The following is a 21,529-nucleotide window of genomic DNA, read 5'->3' as shown; positions in this document are numbered from 1 at the left end:
GAGATATTTTTTTCTTTTAAAAATTTAATTTAGACATTAATGTATAATTTAGAATGAGATAATAATATTGAATTGTGAAATAAAATCATTGATTCTTTACCTATTTAAGAAATTTAATCATTTAATTATTACAAAATCTTTTGATTTTTAAAAATCAATATTCATTTTTCAAAATTTTAACAATTATGTAAAAATACAACACATATAAAACAATTTCGTGAGCTGTATAGATCCACAATAATGTTTTAATTGAATATAAACTACCTATTGAAAAAATAATAATAGTGGTAATAAAATATAAGGTTTGCCACTTTGCTAATTTATTAATTTTTCCTAATACTACTAAAATAATACTAAGAGGCGAAACTACAAATTTAATTATGGACCCAATTGCAATAATTTCCATATACTCACCTGCTTGGAACCATGTTGCACCAAATACAAACACCATCAATTCTTTACCCAAGAAAAATAATGGTAAAAAAAAAGCAATCGAAATGAAAAATAAAACTTTAGTAGAATTATAAAATTGATTTCTAATACTTGCTAAATCTCCTTTCTGATAAAATTCTGAAATATCTTTAAAAAATATTTGTCCTACAGCTGTACTTATTATTGAACTTGGAGCTGTTAGTACTCTTGATGTCATAGAATAAGATCCTAAAGTGGTAGAATTATAATATCTTTTTATAAAAAATACGGGTCCATAACTACTAAACGTATTTATCAAAGAAGATGGTAACATAATTTTTGGAAATTTATTATGTAAAATCAATTGTTCTTTCATACCAATCCAAGTTATTTCTGATAGATTTTTTATAAATATTATAAAAAAAATAATAAATACTAAGAATCCTCCTGCAACAAAACCATAAATTAATCCTATAGATTCTAAACTACTAAAAATAAAGCTTCCACTCACAATTACAATTGCTTGTAATATCCGTGCAAAATTTAATAATTTATATTTTCTAAATCTATTATACCAATAAGATATTGCATTAAAGCTTACAGTAAATAATATTGAAAAAGGTAATAAATAATAAAATGATTCGAATTTGAAATATTGAACTAACAAAAAACATACAATAGAAGATAAAACAAAAAAAATTGAACTTAAAATACAAATAATACCTAATATGTTTTTTGCATCTATATCTTCTTTAGGTAGTACTATTCCTAATTCGTATAAACCAGAAGATACCATTGCAGCAAGTATTGATATTGCCATAAAAATAGCCAAATCTCCAAATTGTGCTGGTGTATAAAGTCTTGCTAAAAAAGGACTAAAAAGTACCGGTATAAGTTGACTTATTCCAGTACCAAACATCAATAAAAATGAATTTCCAATGCTTTTTGAAGATAAAATATTTAAAATTTTATTTTTCAAAACTATTGCAAATTATTACTTTTCAATTCATAAATCCTTTCAATAATATCCACAACCTTCAAACCTTCCAAAGCGTTTGTGGTAATGGAATCTCGCCCTTTTATTACGTCAACTACATTTTCTATGATATAATGATGGTTGGCTGCACTTCCTTTGTAGGCTCCATAATCGTTGCCTGGATTTGTAGGTGCCAATTCTGGCATTTCGTAATCTTTGATGTGGCAATATTCTACCTCATTCATGTACTGACCGCCAACTTTTACCGATCCATTTTCGCCGATAACAGTGATGCTGCTTTCTAGGTTTTTGTCCCAAATTGAAGTTGAATAATTGATGCTTCCCATTCCGCCATTCACGAAATCAAAACTCACAAATCCTGAATCTTCAAAATCAGTTAAATCTTGGTGGTTAAAGTCTGCAAATTTTGCCTGAATATTTTTAATATCTCCGAAATACCAATACATCAAATCGATAAAGTGACTGAATTGGGTAAATAATGTTCCACCATCTAAATCCCCTTTTCCGTGCCATGATTCTGGTTTATAATAACGGTTATCACGATTCCAATAGCAATTAATTTGAACCATAAATACTTTTCCCAGTTTCCCTTGCTCCAAAAGTTCTTTTAACCAAACACTTGGCGGAGAATAGCGGTTCTGCATTACACAAAATACTTGCTTGTGTTTTTGTAAACCTTTAAAAATTAGTTGTTCTGAATCTGTTTTGGTTAAAGACATTGGTTTCTCTATCACCAAATGTCTACCAGATTCCAGAATACTCATCCCTTGTTTTGCATGAAAACCATTAGGACTTGCAACATTAATTACATCAATATCTAATGGTGAATTTAGTAAGTCATCAAGACTAGAAAAAAGTGGAACTGAAAACTGATCGATTCCTAAGCTTTCTTTTCCTTTTACATCTACTAAGGCAACCAGTTCGCATTCTTCATTTCGTGCAATCATTTCGGCATGTCTTTTACCAATATGTCCGCAACCAACTACGGCAAATTTTATCTTTTTTTCCATCTTCTCAAAATTATTTTTTGGAAACTTGTCCGTTTTCTAATTGATATTCGTCTCCGCTTTCTTCACAAATTGCGAAACCTTCTTCACTAAATTTTAATTTTTGACCAAACTCACTCATCCATCCCATTTGTCTGGCCGGATTCCCTACCACTAATGCGTAAGCTGGAACTTCTTTGGTCACTACTGCACCTGCACCGATAAATGCGAATTGCCCAATATTATGTCCACAAACGATGGTCGCATTTGCACCAATCGAGGCTCCTTTTCCAACGTGGGTTTTCAAATATTCGTTTTTGCGGTTTACAGCACTTCTCGGATTAATGACATTGGTAAAAACCATTGATGGTCCTAAAAACACGTCATCATCACACGTTACTCCTTCATAGATAGAAACATTATTTTGCACTTTTACGTTTTTGCCTAGAACAACTTGCGGTGAAATAACCACATTTTGTCCAATATTGCAATGTTCTCCTAATGTTGCATTCGACATAATATGAGAAAAATGCCAAACTTTGGTTCCGGCTCCGATGTTACAACCTTCATCAATAACTGCGGTTTCGTGTGCAAAATAATCTGCCATAATTTTATTTTAAAGGGTAAAAAACTTTTTGATTGATGCGATCACGTAATCCGAAGATTCCTTATTAAATTCGGTGTGAATAGGTAGTGATAAAACTTCCTGACATAAAACTTCTGTAACAGGCAAACTAAAATCTGCACCCACATATTGCTGAAATGCTTCTTGCTTATAAAGTGGCAACGGATAGTAAATCATACTTGGGATTTTATTTTCAGCCAAGTATTGTTGCAAAGCATCTCTTTTTCCATTTTTAATTTTCAAAGTATACTGATGAAAAACATGGTTAGAAGACGCTGATCTTTTCGGAACTTCAATTTCTGAAATTTCTGCAAGATTTTGATCATAATAATCAGCCATTTTATTTCTTGCAGCTGCATATTCATCCAGATGTTTTAATTTCACTTTTAAAACTTCAGCTTGCAAAGTATCTAAACGGGAATTACACCCTAAAACTTTGTGATAATATTTTTTCTCTTGACCGTGATTGGCAATCATTCGAATTTTAGCAGCCAACTCATCGTCATTGGTCATTATAGCTCCACCATCACCATAACATCCCAAATTTTTAGAGGGAAAGAAAGAAGTACAACCAATTTCACCGATGGTTCCAGTTTTTTTTGAACTTCCATCAGCGAAAGTATAATCGGATCCTATTGCTTGTGCATTATCTTCTACAACATACAAATTATGTTTTTTTGCAAAAGCTAAAATTTGCTCCATATCGGCACTTTGACCATAAAGATGAACGGGTACAATAACCTTCGTTTTTGGTGTAACATACTGATCTAAATGATCCAAAGAAATATTAAAAGTATCAACATCTACATCGACCATAATAGGAACAAGACCAAGTAAGCCAATCACTTCTGCCGTTGCCACGTATGTAAAAGCAGGGCAAATTACTTCATCACCTGGTTTCAAATCCAAAGCCATTAATGCAATTTGCAAAGCATCAGTACCGTTTGCACAAGGAATAACATGTTTTACTCCTAAATACTTTTCGAAGTCTTGCTGAAATTCCTTAACAGCTGGACCATTAATATAAGCGGTGTTATCCAAACAATTTTGAATACCTGTTGCAATTTCTTCTTTTATTTTTTCGTACTGACTTTTAAGGTCAACCATTTGAATATTCATGTGTAGGCTATTTTTAGTGCTGATTGATTAAACGATAATGAGGTCGCTCACTTTCTGCCCAATTGAAAGGCAAGAAGTTGCAGCCGGTGAAGGAGCATTTCTGACGTGAATGACATTTCCTTTTTTAAGGATATCGAAATCGTCGATTAACTGTCCGTTTCGATTTAGAGCTTGCGCGCGAACTCCTGCTCCACCAGGAATTAGATCATTTTCTTGTATTTCTGGCATTAATTTTTGCAGTGCTTTGGTAAACGCTGCTTTTGAAAGGGAGCGGTAAATTTCGCCCATTCCTGTTTTTCCGTATTTTGCGGCAATTTTCCAAAAACCTGGATAGGTAAAGGTTTCTAAAGTTTCTGATAAATTGAAATCTGAAAAAGCATACCCTTCTCTTTTAAAGGCAAGAACCGCATTCGGACCCGCCTCGACATTGCCATCGATCATTCGGGTAAAATGCACCCCCAGAAAGGGAAAGTTTGGATCAGGAACTGGATAAATCAGATTCCTTACCAAGTTTTTCTTTTCTTCTTTCAACTGATAATATTCACCACGGAAAGGCACGATGATGAAATCGTTTTCAGGATTGGTTAATTTCGATATTTTATCGGAATATAATCCTGCACAAGACACCAAATTCTTCGTGGTATAGTCTGAAGTTTTGGTTTGTACGATCAGTTCGCTGGAATGCTCATTGATCTTGATAACTTCTTCTTTGAAAAGAATGGTTCCACCTAACTCTTCAAATAATTTTTTGATCTGTAAAGCGATGCCGGGATAATCGATAATACCTGTTTGTGGTACTTTTATAGCGCGTACTCCTTCGCAGTGAGGTTCAATTTCCTGAAATTCTTCTCTGGAAAGGTATTGCAAATTTTGCAACCCGTTTTCTAAACCTCTGTTGTAAATCGTATCAAGAAGTGGCAATTCCTCTTTGTTGGTAGCAACGATTATTTTTCCGCAAAGATCATATTGTATTCCGTATTTCTCTGCAAATTCAATAATCGACGCATATCCTTCGATACAGTTTTTTGCTTTTAAGCTACCGGGTTTATAATAAATCCCGCTATGAATAACGCCACTGTTATGTCCAGATTGATGTTGGGCGACCGTATGCTCTTTCTCCAACACCAAAACTTTGGCTTGGGGATTTTTCAGTTGGTAATGGTATGCTGTTGAAAGCCCAACCAATCCTGCACCTATAATAATCGCGTCATACTTCATTATAATCTGGAATCTACGATATCTCTGTTAAGAATTGCTTTCGCATCGAATATAACGGTATTTTCGTTCTTAATTTTATTAAAATCTAAAGAAAGAAATTCATTATGAGCTACTGCTAGTAAAATAACATCATACGTTTTATCTTCTGGGATATTTGAAATAATATCGATGCCATATTCATGTTTTACTTCAGCTTGACTTGCCCAAGGATCCCATAAATCGACTTCTAAACCAAATTGTTTTAATTCTGCGTAAATCTCTACTACTTTCGTATTTCTTACATCGGGGCAATTTTCTTTGAAAGTGACTCCTAAGATTAATGCTTTAGCACCTTTTATTGATTGCCCTTTATGAATCATTAATTTCACCACTTTTCCCGCGATGAATTGTGCCATCATGTCATTTACACGTCGTCCGCTTAAAATAACTTGTGGATGATACCCGAGTTGAGTTGCTTTGTGCGCTAAATAGTATGGATCAACAGAAATACAATGACCACCAACTAAACCTGGTTTATACTTTAAGAAATTGAATTTTGTTCCTGCAGCTTCCAACACATCATTGGTGTCGATTCCTACACGGTCAAAAATTAAAGCCAATTCATTAACAAAAGAAATATTCACATCTCTCTGTGCATTTTCTATTGCTTTTGAAGCTTCTGCAACTTTAATACTTGGTGCTTTGTGAGTTCCTGCAGTTACGATTTTCTTATACAGTTGGTCAACCATTTCTGCAATTTCTGGTGTAGAACCGGATGTTACTTTCACGATGGTAGTTAGTGTATTTACTTTATCACCTGGAACAATTCTCTCAGGAGAATAACCTGCAAAAAAATCTTTATTAAACTGCAATCCTGAATTTTTTTCTAAAACAGGAATACATTCTTCTTCTGTACATCCAGGATATACCGTAGATTCATAGATAACAGTATCCCCTTTTTTCAATACTTTTCCTAGCATTTCGCTTGCACTAATTAATGGTCTTAAATCCGGAGAATTAAAACGATCGATCGGTGTGGGAACAGTAACGATAAAAACATTGGCTTCTTTGATGTCCTCTAAAGATGCAGTTGCTTTATAGCCACGACTAAAATCAGTTGTTCGAGCGGCATCTAAAACTTCTTCTAGCAAATCTAAATCTGCCTCTAAAGTGTGATCTTCACCTTCGTTCAACTCATTTACGCGATTGGCATTGATATCAAAACCATACACAGGAAAATGTTTTGAAAATTCAAGAGCTAGAGGTAATCCTACGTAGCCTTGTCCGATTATTGCTATTTTATACATTAAAAACTATCTTTTAATTTTTGAAAAAAAGTTCTGTTATCTACCCCATATCCATACCCATACTTATTGCCATATCCCAAATTATCCTTGCTCACATCATTGAGAATAAATGCAGCATTTCTAATTCTTTTAGAATTAATTTGTTTGTTGGCAAAATCAATTAATGATTTTTCTGTAAATCCAGATCTTGTAACATACAAGGTTGCATCTGCCAAATCAGCATTTAAGAAGGTATCCGTAACCAACATTAAAGGAGCGGTATCTACGATTATATATTCATAAATAAGCTTCAATTGATCGATCAGTATTTCAAATCGTCCATTGGATAATAAATCTGCAGGATTCGGCGGAATACTACCCGAATAAATAACATCGCAATACTTATTAAAAGAAGAAATATGGATAATATCTTCTATTTTTTCGTCATCGTTGTATAAATATTCGGTAAGTCCGTCAAGACCTTTTCTTGAAGGATTATATCGCTGTAACTGTGGATTCCTAATATCTGCACCAATGATTATCACTTTATGCTTAGGAGACGCCAAGGTAAGGGCGAGATTTACTGACACAAATGTTTTTCCTTCACCTTTTACGGTAGAAGTTACATAGGCAACTTTTCCTTTATCTTTTTTGGGTAGCATAAAATTCATGTTGGTAATTACAATCCTAAATGCTTCTGCCATTGGCGTAATATCATTAGCCATTACCAATTCACTTTGACCTCTATCCAAAGAAGGAATTTCCCCCAGCAATGTTTTCCCGTGCGATAGTTTATCTAAATCTTTTTTATCTTTTACTTTATCATCAAATAGACGTAACAAATAAATAACAACAAACGGAATTACAAGACCTGTCAACAATCCAATCAAAAGCACCATCGAGCCTTTAGGAGCTACTGGAATTGGATTCACGTAAGCTTCATCAACAACCCTGGCTTTTGGAGCGGTTACCGCAAGGGAAACTGCCGTTTCTTCTCTTTTTTGTAACAGGAGCAAATAAAGATTTTCTTTTATTTGTTGCTGTCTTTCAATCTCTCTAAATGTTTTTTCTTGAGCTGGAATTTTAGATATGTGACCAGCAATAGTTTGGTTTTCTGCTTGATAGTTCCCTTTCGCAACTTGCAATGCACTTCTGTTCTTGGCCAAACTTTCAACCACAGAATTCCTCATGCTATTGATTTGCTTGGTAAGATCAATAACTAATGGATTTTGCGGCGTGGCATTTTCCAAAAGTCTGTTTTTTTCGAGGACCAATTGGTTATAGGCAGAAATATTAGATGTAGCAGAAGGATTATCTAACCCTACATTGCCAGGAAGAACCGCACTCGTTCCTTGTTTATTTACATAACCGAGTAAAGCATTCGTAATTTCGAGCTGAGAATCTATTTCTAGCAACTTTCCACGTGCTTCAGCTGAGGATTGTAAGCCTAGTTTGGCTTCTGTTTCCAAATCAGTAATTCGGTTTGATTCTTTGAATCTTTCCTTTCTGCTTTCAACTTCGCCCAATTCGTTTCCAATAATCCGAATTCTTTCCTCAATAAATTCAGCTGTTTTTTTAGATTCTGAATTTTTATCCTCAATGGCATCATTATTATAAACACGAGTTAATGTATTTAGAATATCTTGGGCTTTTTGAGTTTGCGGATAATTCAAAGTCATTCTAATTACCGTCACATCCTTATTGATAAGGGCCACTTTCAAATTGGATTGAAAAGCATCTGTGGTTTGGCTGTTACTTGCGACTTTTAATAAGTATTCATTTGCTGGTTCTTTAGGAGCAACATAATCTTTATTCCGTGTAATAATTATATTTGCAAAACGCAAACTAATTGTTTTACCAAAAGTTGTTTTTAGAGGTTTTAATTCTTCACTACTTAATTCAATATTATTTCCTGAAATCTTTAGCGCAATAGGTTCTTTAAAATATTTTACATCAGGTTTCTCATTGATGACTTGCACTAATATTGGCGAAGTCTTTCCATAAAGCTCTGTATTCTGAAATTTGCCTTTTTGATAAACTGTAGTTTCCAGATTAAGGTATTGAACGACTTTTTGCATCATTTTTTTTGATTTCAAAAGTTCCATTTCATTTTCTACCCCATTGCTCCCTATTTTTCCAAAGCCAGAAATATCGCGTAAAGCGGCAAAATCCTGTGATCCAGGAGTACTCTTCGTATCCTTAACGAGAACAGAAGCCGATACTTCATAAACAGTCGTTTTTGTTTTAAGATAAAGATAAGAAAGTGCGAGACACAAAAGACCACTAATTACAAACCAATAGTATTTTCTGAGATAAGGTTTCAGAATCTCTCTAATCTCTATTTCTGAACCGTGCTCGTCGTCTTTTTGGTTATCTTTGAAAGAATTGTTATCCATTATATATAAGGAAGTATTATTTTTTGAAAACTAAGGCTAAAATAGTAACAACAATCCCTGCAACAGAGATATAAATCGGCATATTAGGATCCAATCGTGAAGTTTTTTCTTTGGTGTCGTTTGGTGTTACATAGACCACGTCACCTTGCTGAAGATTGTAATAAGGAGAATTGATAAAATCAGCTTGTAAAATATTTACGTACTCTTTGCTAATTTGCCCATCTATATTTCGTACAATCAAAATATCATCTCTTTTCCCATACATGGTTAAATCTCCGGCCAAACCTAAAGCGTTGAGCAATGTAGTTTGTCCATCAGTAATGATGTATTGTCCTGGTCTTGTAACTTCTCCGAGAATTGTCACCTTATAATTGGCAACCCTTATATTAACAGAAGGATTTTTAATATACATGGAAAGTCTGGACCGAAGTTCATCTTTAAAAGCTACTAAGGTCATTCCCGAAGCTTTCAACTTCCCAATTACCGGAAAATCAATCTCCCCATTGGAGTCGATATAATAACTAGGTCCTGGTAAACTTGTTTGTCCTTGCATAGGACTATTGCTATTTGGAATGGTCGTTTGAGAAACCTCTCCTGAAGAATAATTTTGGTTGAATGGTCGAACAACATCCATATCTTTCGCTGTGACAAGAATAACCAGTTGATCGCCATTTTGCAAAGTAGAATGAGTGGTATTGATCGTTGCTTGTGTCGCAATATTTTCAATATTCTGCATGTAGGTAAGTTTATTTGCTTTGCCTCTTGTTTTACAGGAGGTTACTAAAAAAAGTGCGCCAATAAACAATAGAAATATGTTTTTGTTCATTTTACTTATTAAATAGAAGGTTTGCAAATATACAATTCTATATTACTTATCCAAAATTTCATAAATTGAATTGTTGCTTTTAAATTCTGGAACGATATTTTTCAGAATCTGCACCACTTCTACTTTTTCACCTCTAAGTGCCGCTTTAATGATATGATTGGTATATTTCTCAATCGCTGCGAATTCCATAGTGGGATCTTTAGAAATCATGATTTTTTCATTGTGTGTAGGTAAAGTCTTCGCATCATCACTCAGTAATTCTTCATAAAGCTTTTCGCCGGGACGCAAACCTGTATAAATGATTTTTATATCCACTTCCGGTTCAAAGCCTGAAAGCTTAATCATGCGGTTTGCCAAATCTAATATCTTCACAGGTTCTCCCATATCAAAGACGAAAATCTCTCCGCCTTTCCCCATAATTCCTGCATGCAGTACGAGTTCGCAAGCTTCCGGAATGGTCATGAAATACCTTACAATATCGGGGTGTGTTATGGTAATAGGACCGCCATTTTCAATCTGTCTTTTAAAATGCGGAATTACCGAGCCGTTAGAACCCAATACATTTCCAAAACGTGTGGTGATAAATTTGGTGATATTACCTTCTGAATTTTGAAGTGACTGTACGAAAAGTTCTGCGGCTCTTTTACTTGCCCCCATTACGTTGGTTGGCTTCACCGCTTTATCGGTAGAGATCATTACAAAACGGTTGACTTTGTATTTGCTGGCTAAAGTGGAAATGTTTTTACTTCCTAAAATATTAACCAAAATTGCTTCATGCGGATTTTCCTCAATTAATGGCACATGCTTATACGCTGCTGCATGGTAAACCATCGAAAACTGGTATTTTTGAAATAAAGGTTCAATCCGATGGCGATTTGAAATATCACCCAACACAAATTTAAAATTAATGTGTGGATATTTTTCTCGCATTTCATTTTCGATCTCGTAAAGTGGCGTTTCTGCCTGATCCAAAATAACAATCAGCTCAGGATTGAATTGGGAAACTTGTCTTACAATTTCGCTTCCAATCGATCCAGCTCCACCCGTAATCAGAATCGATTTACCGTGGTGTCTGCTGCTCACTTCTTCGCTTTCGATTTTAATAGGTTTCCGGTTGAGTAGATCCTCAATCTGAAGGGTTTTAATAGAACCTACCAAATCATTATCCCGAAGTTTCTGCACAGACGGAGATTTAAAGATTTGCAAATCTTTTTCCAGAAAGAGATTAACCCAACAGTTCATCTCTTCTTTCGACATCATTTCCTTAATGATTAAAACACCATCTACGGCCAGATCCTCTTTTGTATTTTGCTCTACCCTTTCCTTACTGAAGATAGGCTTACCCAAAAGTTTAGCTCTCCGAGAGTCATTTCTCTGCGTTAGGAAACCCACCACTTCATACGGTAAATTCGGATTATCTAAAACCGCTCGCGCTACTGCAATAGAAGTTTCATCAATACCCAATACATAGATTCTTTTTTTCAGCGTACTCCTTCTAAATTCTCTAATCACATGAAAAAACTCCTTCACAAAGAGTCGGAACATAAATAAGATCATGAAAGAAGAAGCAAAGAAAATCGATAAAAACGGCACGTGCGCACCGATTAATTTAAAACCTGAAACCAGATAATAGCTATAACTAATCGCCGCAACGGTTAAAGTACTACAAAAAGTAGCAAGCATTAATTTAAATAAATCGATAAAAGTAGAATGCCGGATAATTCCAGCGTAGGTTCTGAAAATATACATGAAGGCAACATTGACCGCCATGACCAACGTGTACATGTACACATTATTATAAAAAACTCTGGTATTATTGTTTAATTTTTCAATAATATAACAGGAAAAATAGGTTGCACCAAAAATGAGTACAATATCAATCATTAAAATAATCCATCTGGGTAGATATCTTACATCTGATAGATTTACCATATTATCACCACCGTAAATAATGCTGTTTAAGTTTTTGCGATAACTCATTATAAGGTAAAGATTAACGGTACGATAAATTTATGATCCATATTCTGCATTGTGTTTTTTTCTATCATTATTATGCAAATTTACTAAAAAAACAAAGAGAGTTGTATATTTTTAATGCAAAGAGTCGAAATCCTTATAAACTGAAGTGATTCTGTTCAGATCATTTTCGGTCATGTTCGAACCGGAAGGTAAACATAAGCCATTTTGAAAAAGCTGCCCTGCCAAATCCCCACCAAAATAATGAGAACCTTTAAAGATTGGCTGTAAGTGCATCGGCTTCCAGATCGGTCTGGTTTCAATTTGATGGTCCAGAAATTTTTGTCTGATGGTCTCGCGATTGTAATTCTTTCCGGGTTCGATGTAGATTAAATTAAGCCAGTGGTTCGAAAAATAATCGGCACTTGGTTCTGTGTGCAAAACAAACCGGGAATCATCTTTGAAGAGGTCTTTGTAAAAATTGTGATTTGCTCTACGTTGTTGTACACGTAAATCCAACACTTCCATTTGACCCCTTCCAATTCCGGCACAAATATTACTCATGCGGTAATTGTAACCAATAGAAGTATGTTCATAGTGGGGCGCATCATCTTTTGCTTGGGTAGAAAGAAATACAGCTTTATTTTTGTATTCCTGATTCTTTACCACCAAAGCACCGCCACCGGAAGTTGTAATAATTTTGTTCCCATTAAAACTGATAACAGAAAGATCTCCGAAAGTTCCGCATTTCTGATTTTTATAGGTACTTCCCAATGCTTCGGCACTGTCTTCGATTACAGGAATTTCATAGCGTGCAGAAATCTCGGAAATTTCATCCACTTTATATGGCATTCCGTACAGACTTACGGTAATGATGGCTTTCGGTTTTTTGCCTTGCGATATTCCAAATTTAATAGCGTCTTCCACGGCATTGGGACAAAGATTCCACGTGTCTTTTTCGCTATCTACAAAAATAGGAATGGCACCGATATAAATAATAGGATTTGCAGAGGCAGAAAAAGTAAGACTCTGACAAATCACAAAATCGCCAGGTTTGATGTCTAAAAGGATTAAGGCAAGATGCAAAGCAGCTGTACCCGAACTCAAAACCGCAACATGAACGTCTTTTTCGAGATACGTTTCTAAATCTTTTTCGAGTCCATTGACGTTGGGACCCAAAGGTGCGATCCAGTTTTCGTCAAAAGCATGCTGAATATACTTCATTTCTGTACCACCCATATGTGGCGAAGAAAGCCAGATTTTATCGTTCATTTTCTACTTCATTGATTTTAATAATTCTGCCGGGATTTCCTACAACCACAGCATTTGCTGGCACATCTTTCAATACTACAGATCCTGCACCGATGATTGCATTTTCGCCAATCGTAATCCCCTGAATAAGATTTGCTCCCAAACCGATTTGCGCACCTTTTTTCACCAAAATATTTCCTGCCAAAGCAGCTTTAGGTGAAATATGCACGAAATCTTCAATAATACATTCATGTTCTATAATAGAAGAGGTGTTGATGATGCAATGGCTCCCAATTTTCACTTCTGCATTGATGCAGACTTTTGGCATAATCACGGTACCTGCACCAACTTCGGTAAAACGCGAAACATAAGCACTGTAATGCTGCATGGTTTCAAACTCACACAAATGCTTGATGTCATTATAAATTTTCTCCCTCAAACGATTATCACCGATGGCGATAATAATTCTTTTATCTTGCAATAATTCTGGAGTTGGCCGATAAACATTAAGATGATGGGGAAAATAATCGGGTGGATTATCATCTACCAAATATTCCAAAAGGTGATTGTTTGAGAGAATCAGATCGTAAATCACTTTCGCCTGACCGCGTGCGCCGTATAAGATCATGCTGCGTCTCCTTTAAAAGCTTCCATCGTCATGTAATTGTTTGCATTCACACCATGTCGGTGAACCACTTTCTGAATAGTGATGAGTAATATTTTTGCGTCAAGGCGCGGAGAGCAGGACTGCACATACTCCACATCGAATTTAAACTTCTCTTCCCAAGAGAGGGCATTTCTACCATTCACCTGTGCCCAACCCGTTATACCGGGCTTTACAATATGTCTTTTACGCTGTTCTTCATTATAAAGATCAAGATATTCCGGTAATAAAGGTCTCGGTCCCACCAAACTCATTTCTCCCCGCAAGACATTGATCAATTGCGGAATTTCATCTAATGACGTTTTGCGTACTGCCTTTCCGACTAAAGTTAAGCGTTCATAATCAGAGAGCAAAATGCCGTTTTCGCATTTTTTATCATTCATCGTTTTGAATTTGATGATATGAAAAATCTTCCCATCCTTTCCGGGTCTTTTCTGAATGAAAAACGCACTTCCACGGTTATTGATGATCAGTAGAACCGTAATCACAAGAAACAATGGACTGACCACCAACAGTGACAAACCTGCCAGAGAGTAATCCAGAGAAGGCTTTAAATATTTAGAATACATTCTTTATAGCAGTTTCATTGTAAAAAAGCGAAACATTGGTAGCTCTTTAGTGATTCGGCTCTTTTTTGGCCGAAATATTCTTTCTTTGAGACGTATGATACACCATGATTCCAACTGCGGTTATGATGAGCAGAGGAATATAGTTGTCAATCGGAACAGGATCACTAGGATTTCCACCACCAGAATCAAGAGAGGCAGCATTGTCTTTGACCTGCGTTTCATTATCTTTTGTAGCGGTTGGTTTGTTGAACGCACTTTCGGACTCTTTATCCGCAAAAGGATTGGGTCCGCTTTGTGCAAAGCTGAAGAAGCTGATCAACAAGAATAAGATATATCGTATTTTTTTCATTGCCTTATTTTCACAAATATATTAATTAGGGATGGAATGTTTTCATTTTTTTAACTTTTTTTACATTTTTTTTAACCAAACCCAAACTGGCGCTGGTTATTAAACATTCTAGTTATTTACAAAAATAAAACTCCACCTGTTGCAAATTAACAAAATTTTTATACCACCCACAAAAGCCAAACGTAAATTTGGCTTTCATAGCGTGTGATGGTTTTATCTGATAATTTTTTTAGAAGTAATTTCGCCGTTCTGATTGATCTTCAACACATAAAGACCATTGTTTATTTTTTCTGCCGGAATAATTGCTTTAATGCTTTCCGGCTTCAAAGCCCAGATAAGTCTTCCCGCCGAGTCGAAAACTTCTAGGGAGCTTATTTTTTTGTTTTGTGCTTTTACTACGAAATCATTTCCATCTTTATAGACGATCAGGTTTTCTTTCACCTTCGTGTCGGTTGCCAGAACGGTTTCCGGTTGATAGATGATCTCGAATCTACCTGTACTTTCTCCTGCATTGGCAGTAAAGGTGTAATTTCCTTCCGACAGGTTGGTCACGATTCCTGTTTGTTTGTCTTTAAGGTAGATGTTTTGGCCATTAGCAAATATCCCCTCCTTAGTTCCAAGGCGAATTGAATATAAGCCCGAAGTAAATTGACGGGTTCCTAGTTTAACGAGGTCAGTATTAACAAAAGAACTTCTTCCGTTGATCACCACTTTTTCATCTTCTGCTTGGGTGAATAAACCTTCAGAGACTGCGCTTTCTAATTTTGAGTCATCAACTGCATAGATATTATTTCCATTTTCAAAATAAACAACTGCATTGCTGAACACTAAAGAGCGTGGCGTTACAAATTCTACTACGTAACGATTGTTCACCAATTCTTTACCGCCTTTTCCAAAAAATTGAGCAGAAGTCTGAGTGGTAATTCTGTCTGTATTTCTAAAGGCAACTGCTGCACCTGAAGACTTTGCTCTTACCATAAATCCTTGACCAACTTTCAATATATTGTTTGGGGTTTTAGAGTTGTTGGAAGCAGGTGCACCTTTACCCGGCGCAGGAATACCAGTTCCTGTATCACCAGCAAGTGCGTTAAATTTCGCATAACTATCACCAGTGTAAGAATTTCCTAACTGAGTTTGCTCAGTATTGGACGTGTTGTCCCAAAAAAGAAATGTGGAGGCAATATTTGAAGAATTCAAATAAAGTTGATTTAAATTTAAATTGGAGGGATAGGGATTTCCAACTAGATTATAGCCATGTTGCGCATCCGTGAAATTAAGGTTATAAGACAGATCAGCATTATAAGGAGTTCCCGATAGTGAGGCTGTCTTAATATCTGCAGCTCCACTTGCAATGAATGGATTTCGTACGGCTAAACCTCTTCCTGGGATATAGGCTCCTGTTGAAGTATAAAATTTATTGTTACTTTCATTGTGGTAAAGAGCGGACGTAGGATTGCCCGGAAAAATATTTTTAAAATCTTGCCCGATGACTGGTGAACTCCAATAAGCATACTGGTTAAAAGTAGATACCGGAATTGTTGCTTCCCGCTCCATGCTGATCGATCCGCTGTTTACCGCATCTGAATCCTGCATCAATTGTGCGTTGTTTTGGAAAATTACTGAACCACTATTAGGAGCAAGCGTTTGCACAACAATCCCTTTCTTCGCATTAAAAACCGTTGACGAAGCACTATCATTCGTTGATGGAGGTGTTAATTTTCCTGTTGGTGTTACTGTTGTATTTTGATTAACAGTTAAGTTGAGACCACTCGGTTTCACATTATTTCCGGAAACTATGATTTTTTCGTACAATTTTGACACTGCAATTTCTGTTGCCGATGTACCCTGAAATTCAATGGTTGAAGTTGGATCTAAGGTATAAGGTCCACTTGCATCAGGTTTACTGCCACTTCCCCCGGTTTTGAATAAAGAATTTCCAAGCATTGTTAATTTTGTTCCAACTCTCCCGAATCCTACCGATTTCGCATCTAAAGTAACTCCATTATTAATGGTGATTGTTTCTGAAATTGAATAACCTGTACCCGTTACAGTTTTGATGCCACTTCCTGCAAAGGTGATATTTTTATATCCTGGCGTAAAATTAGTAACATCCTGATCTCCAGTTTTACCAAAAACTATAGTCGAATTAGCACCAAGAGTTGGTGTAATGCCTGGAATCGCCATGTTAGTACCAGTAAAACCCTGCGCATCTTTGGTGATGAAAGTTCCGTTGATTACAATAGAACCACCTCCATTTGTAATCTGGTTTTCACCGTTATTATCAAAAGTAGCATTTAGATCAATAGTCATAACTCCACCAAGTACAAGATTATTAGTTCCGGAAGAGTTTAAAGCAACAACAGAAGTTCCGTTTACATTTACAGCTCCGGAAACAGTTAAGGCAGTCGTTCTGTTAGAAGTAACATTGGCGTTATTAAAAGTTAAACTTGCAGGACTACCAAATGTTCCTGTTGGGAAAGGCGTGGTTGTACTGGAATTGAATGTATAGTTGATGCCTGCAACAAATTGCGCTGCACCATTAGCGGAGGTTGTATTTGTTGAACCAAAAGACATTAAACTTCCTGTTGCAGTAGTTCCCCCAAATCCAGCAGAATTAGAAGTGATCAACGTCGCTCCTGCGGCTGTTATAAATCGTGGTCGGTTATGTCCAATAATAGACCTATCATTAAAATCTATTGTTCCTAAATTATTTACCGAAAATACACTTACTGGAGTGAGTGTATTACTTGAATCCCCAAGTGTTAAATCTGTTAATAATTTTACATATGCACCATTGTCCACCACATAACTGGTAAAGTCTGAGTTGCTATCCGAATACGAAATTGTAGAAGGAGTTGTAGAAGTTCCTCCTTTTAAAACAAATCCTTTTGCTTGCGTGGTTGCAAATGTTTGATAGAAACCAGAACCCGTATGCGTTAAATTACCATTGATATTAACAGCATTATTAAGTACTGTTCCAGATCCAAAATCAACATCAACAGCATTTGGATCAGTATTATTTGAACTGAAATTTCTTCCAACATTTACTATACTTGTACCAGAAGAACTGGAATTAGGTTTTAAATCCAATTGAGCATCTACACCATTGATAATAAAATCTCTTCCAACGTTTAAGGTTTGGCTTGGAACATTTGCATTACTTCCAGCAACAATCTGCAACAAGCCATTATCTGTTATTATTAGATCATTATTTACAGTAACTATTGCACTTCCAGAACCAGTGGAATTCCTAAAAATTCCGCTACCAGATAATGACATATCATTTGCAACAATAAGATTTACAGTCGCAGAAGCACCAACACCATTTACGAAACCTCCTGTGATATTTAACTTATTGATATTGGCTGTAATTGTACCTGCAGAATTGCTAAATGAAACCTGGTTATTTATTGATGGTCCAACAGTAAGTATTCCGGCAACATTAATTGTCGATGTTGTGGAAAATAAGTTGATGAAACTGCTAGAACCTGCATTATTAAATGTAAGATTACCAAATGTCTGGTTTAAACCTAAAACCGCATTTACGGGACTAGAATTCGTATATCCTATAATATTGCAATTGGATGCTGAATTCCATGTTGCAATTGGAATGGTACCATTGTTTACATTATTATTATAAATACTATTAGAATTGAAGGTTAGTGTACCACTATTTGTTAAGACAGATGTTGTTGTTTGATTCCAAGTCCCTTTAACAGTATTTGTTCCGGAAATATTGAATGAAGAATTTACAGTTAGAACACCAGTAGCATCAATGGTAAGATTTTTAGCAGTTGCAGATGCTCCCACTGTTATTGTATGACCATTTTGTATTGTAATCGCCAAAGCTGAAGAAGTTGGTACTACTGTAGAAGTACTCCAAGTTACCTTATCTGTAGAATATTGCCAAGAAGCAGGCGTTGCCCAAGTTCCTGTAGTAACATTGCTTTTGAAATATGCCGCTGCATTAGTATATACTGCACCCGTATTTCCAACAACTATTGGGTTTGCGCCAGAAACGAGCGATACAGCAGTTGCTGTTGTGGTATATTGGCTTAAAATAGTTGGGTACAGTACATAAGCAGTACCTTGATAATTTCCAAGTTCACCTGTCGCTGGGTTAACCATAGAACCTTGATCGCCAACTTCCCAAGTTGGGGAAACTGTTGCAGTTGTTCCCGCACTGGAAGTTACATTCCACTGAAGATTAACCACTTTGGTTGGATCGCTTACTGCTCCCGTAAAAGTATTACTTAAATTAACGGATAAATCTGAAGTTCCTGTTGTATTATTTAGCGTAATCGGGCTGTATTTAGTAGCAGAATAACCTAAAGGGAAAAGTTGATTAGTGTTTGTCACGCCTGTTCGAATCATTCTACCTGTAGAAATCGCTATAATATGGCTTAATGCAGAACTACCAGTTATTGCGACCGTGGAAGGCGAAGTGATGTTATTTGCACCAAGAGTTATAGAACCAGTAGTAAGTGTGAGGCCATTATTAATACTAATTGAATTATTTAAAGTAAGCCCGCCACTATTATTCATTATTAAATAATCAAAAGTAGTTGCACCTGTTAGGGTTTGGGCAGAAGCACCATTAAAAAATACGGCTCTGTTATTGGCATTAAAAGTTTTATTATTAGTCCAGTTACCACCGATATTCAAATCAGAACCAAAGGTACCGTTGAGATTTAATGCACTTCCTGTTCCTATCGTTAAGTTTCCTGCTAATGCTCGAGCTGTACTAGGCATATTCACAGAACTATTTGTTAAAGTTACATTCTGTGGCGTTCCTTGTCCTGCACTCGTTGCATTTCCTGTCCATTCATTTCCTGCTCCATATCCGGTAACACCGTTATAAACTAAAGTTGAAGAAGATCCATAAATAGGTGCATTGTTATTCGCAAATCCACCAGAATTTATTTGGAATGTACCGTTAACCGTAGTTTTACTTGAACCAAAATCAATTCCAGCAGTTGCTAATACAGTAACATTGGCAGCAGTAACTAAAGTTCCGGAACCGGTAACAAATTTATTTCCGGCAATAGCTAAAACACCACCAACGCCCGAAGTAATTGTTCTTCCAGCTGCATTTACGGAAATATTTCCGTTAGTACCGTTTAGCGTCAGAGTTTGACCATATAAATCTAATAGACCTGCATTTAAGAGTTGTAAAACATCTCCGGATGTTCCATTAATGATAACGTTATTGGCAAGAATTAAACTCCCTCCCGATTTATTATTAATTAAATAATTGAAGGTTTCACCACCTGTTTTTGTTATCGTTTGGTTAGCTGCTCCATTAAAAAATACCGCTCTACCGTTCGGATTAAAATTACCACCATCGGTCCAGTTCCCACCGATATACAGATCGCCGGAAACATTATTCAAATTTAATGTTGCTCCTGTATTGATGGAAATATTACCGGGGATACCTCTACTAACATTTGGAAGATTTAGTGTTCCAGCTTGTACTGTTACATTTGCAGGAATTCCAACTCCAGCTGCCCCGTTGCTCGTCCATTCTTTATCTAATCCAAAAGTAGTGTTGTACACCAAAGTTGATGCAGAACCGTAAGTTGGAGTATCATTAAAAAATCCACCTGCATTAATCTGGGCAGTTCCATTTAAAGTTAAAGTTGCAGAAGATAAGGTCACTCCTGCTGCCGTTTGAAAAGTACCTGCAACTGTTCTATTTGCACCCGAATTCAAAGTCATTCCACCCTGTAAAATAGTCACATTAAAAGGACCACTTGCTGTAGGCCAAAACTGATCGGTATTATTAACTCCGAAAGAACTTGTATTATTAAAAATTAAAGTTCCTGCCGCACCATATACAAAATTATTATCCGTATTAGAATATCCACCTGCATTTAATTGGAAAGTTCCATTAACTGTAGTTGTTCCTTTATTGATATATTGAACTTTAGTTGCTAAAGTTCCACAAGAATTAACGATAGTAGTAGTTCCTGCATTTCTAGTATTGAAAGTGGTATTATCCATTTCGATCACCGCCCCAGAAACTATTATTGCATTATCAGAAGATGTTGGTACTACTCCACCTACCCAACTTGAAGGTGACGACCAATTTCCAATAACAGCGTTTGAAGTAATAGCAGCAGGTGCATTTGCATCTAATTTTAAGGTTTGAATTCTAACGCCTCTTCCACTATTGCCATTATTTGAAAATCTAAACTTAGTTGTAGCTGTAAATGTTTGAGTAATTGTAATTGGACCCCCAGTTATATATGTAGATGAAGAAGGAGTTGCAGTCGTATATGTTGTTGCATTCCATGAAGTTCCGCCATTAGTAGAAAATTCAATTTTCAAAGGATAAGCAGTTCCACTTCCAAATGTTGCTACATTTACGTTTATAGTAACAGATGGATAAGCAGATAAATCATAACTTGGCGTTACGATATAATCACTTGGAGCACCAGCGTCAACTAATAAGTATGTTCCTAAATCAATTGCATTAGTTGAAACATTGTTTGTCAAAACAAATCCTGTGGGAATAGTTGCATTAGAGTTACTGTACGTAAAAATATTTGTTTGCCCCGAAACTCCCATCGAGCAAAGCAGTAAAAATACAGTGAAAAGGGATTTCAAGACTGTTTGGTAAATTGATTTCAAATCAAATTCGGGTGCCACCATTTGATTCTGCGGGAATAAATTTTTTGTCATCGTTTATGCGTTATTTAAAAGCGCGCAAAAGTACTATATAATTGTTAATCTTCAAACAAAAATGAACTGTTATTCATCAGATTACCAATAATTTAATGCTTTGTTCACAAGACTTTCAATGGTGCTTTAACCCGAAAACGCGGCTGCCACAAAAAAAAGCACGCGTATAGAAGCGGGCTTCTTACTGAAGGATTGCTTCAAATCGGAGTGTCA

At 35.9% G+C, this 21,529-nt stretch carries 14 protein-coding genes; all 14 read right to left on the bottom strand.

Annotated features, from left to right (window positions below; all coding sequences use genetic code 11):
• Window positions 1-154 precede the first annotated feature (154 nt).
• The 14 genes from BW932_RS00945 to BW932_RS00880 all read right to left on the bottom strand — a co-directional run bounded on the left by BW932_RS00945 (window position 155) and on the right by BW932_RS00880 (window position 21,316).
• Window positions 155-1,390 carry a lipopolysaccharide biosynthesis protein gene (locus tag BW932_RS00945; RefSeq protein ID WP_076384448.1) on the bottom strand — a complete coding sequence of 412 codons (1,236 nt, stop codon included), beginning with the start codon at window positions 1,388-1,390 and terminating at the stop codon, window positions 155-157.
• Between the two features lie 2 nt (window positions 1,391-1,392).
• Window positions 1,393-2,418 carry a Gfo/Idh/MocA family protein gene (locus tag BW932_RS00940; protein WP_076384446.1) on the bottom strand — a complete coding sequence of 342 codons (1,026 nt, stop codon included), beginning with the start codon at window positions 2,416-2,418 and terminating at the stop codon, window positions 1,393-1,395.
• 10 nt (window positions 2,419-2,428) lie between these two features.
• Entirely contained in the window at window positions 2,429-3,001 is a 573-nt protein-coding gene (locus BW932_RS00935; protein WP_076384444.1) for an acyltransferase, read from the bottom strand.
• Between the two features lie 9 nt (window positions 3,002-3,010).
• On the bottom strand, window positions 3,011-4,138 hold the full coding sequence (locus tag BW932_RS00930) for a DegT/DnrJ/EryC1/StrS family aminotransferase (protein WP_076384442.1): 1,128 nt from the start codon (window positions 4,136-4,138) through the stop codon (window positions 3,011-3,013).
• A 27-nt stretch (window positions 4,139-4,165) separates the two neighbouring features.
• Window positions 4,166-5,356, bottom strand: coding sequence for an L-2-hydroxyglutarate oxidase (gene lhgO / locus BW932_RS00925; RefSeq protein ID WP_076384440.1), 1,191 nt, complete (start codon window positions 5,354-5,356; stop codon window positions 4,166-4,168).
• Complete coding sequence (locus tag BW932_RS00920) at window positions 5,356-6,642, bottom strand: nucleotide sugar dehydrogenase (protein ID WP_076384438.1); 1,287 nt, start codon at window positions 6,640-6,642, stop codon at window positions 5,356-5,358. Before BW932_RS00920 ends, lhgO begins: the two co-directional genes overlap by 1 nt.
• Window positions 6,642-9,017: a GumC family protein gene (locus BW932_RS00915; RefSeq protein WP_076384436.1), complete on the bottom strand. Its 2,376-nt coding sequence runs from the start codon at window positions 9,015-9,017 to the stop codon at window positions 6,642-6,644. The genes BW932_RS00920 and BW932_RS00915 overlap by 1 nt, the downstream gene beginning before the upstream one ends.
• Window positions 9,018-9,033: 16 nt before the next feature.
• A complete protein-coding gene (locus BW932_RS00910; protein WP_076384434.1) occupies window positions 9,034-9,843 on the bottom strand; it encodes a polysaccharide biosynthesis/export family protein in 810 nt (269 codons plus the stop codon).
• A 42-nt stretch (window positions 9,844-9,885) separates the two neighbouring features.
• Window positions 9,886-11,823, bottom strand: coding sequence for a polysaccharide biosynthesis protein (locus BW932_RS00905; RefSeq protein ID WP_076384432.1), 1,938 nt, complete (start codon window positions 11,821-11,823; stop codon window positions 9,886-9,888).
• Between the two features lie 111 nt (window positions 11,824-11,934).
• Complete coding sequence (locus BW932_RS00900) at window positions 11,935-13,071, bottom strand: DegT/DnrJ/EryC1/StrS family aminotransferase (protein ID WP_076384430.1); 1,137 nt, start codon at window positions 13,069-13,071, stop codon at window positions 11,935-11,937.
• The gene (locus BW932_RS00895; RefSeq protein WP_076384428.1) at window positions 13,061-13,678 is read right to left on the bottom strand and encodes an acetyltransferase; all 618 of its coding nucleotides are present in this window, start codon (window positions 13,676-13,678) and stop codon (window positions 13,061-13,063) included. Before BW932_RS00895 ends, BW932_RS00900 begins: the two co-directional genes overlap by 11 nt.
• The gene (locus BW932_RS00890) at window positions 13,675-14,283 is read right to left on the bottom strand and encodes a sugar transferase (RefSeq protein WP_076384426.1); all 609 of its coding nucleotides are present in this window, start codon (window positions 14,281-14,283) and stop codon (window positions 13,675-13,677) included. The genes BW932_RS00895 and BW932_RS00890 overlap by 4 nt, the downstream gene beginning before the upstream one ends.
• Before the next feature lie 46 nt (window positions 14,284-14,329).
• Window positions 14,330-14,632, bottom strand: coding sequence for a hypothetical protein (locus BW932_RS00885; protein ID WP_076384424.1), 303 nt, complete (start codon window positions 14,630-14,632; stop codon window positions 14,330-14,332).
• A gap of 213 nt (window positions 14,633-14,845) precedes the next feature.
• Entirely contained in the window at window positions 14,846-21,316 is a 6,471-nt protein-coding gene (locus BW932_RS00880) for a T9SS type A sorting domain-containing protein (RefSeq protein WP_076384422.1), read from the bottom strand.
• Window positions 21,317-21,529: the final 213 nt, after the last annotated feature.

Source organism: Kaistella chaponensis, assembly GCF_900156725.1.
In the GTDB taxonomy this organism is placed as follows: domain Bacteria; phylum Bacteroidota; class Bacteroidia; order Flavobacteriales; family Weeksellaceae; genus Kaistella; species Kaistella chaponensis.
Note: the sequence above shows the minus strand (reverse complement) of the source record. Positions and strands in the feature narration are given on the sequence as shown.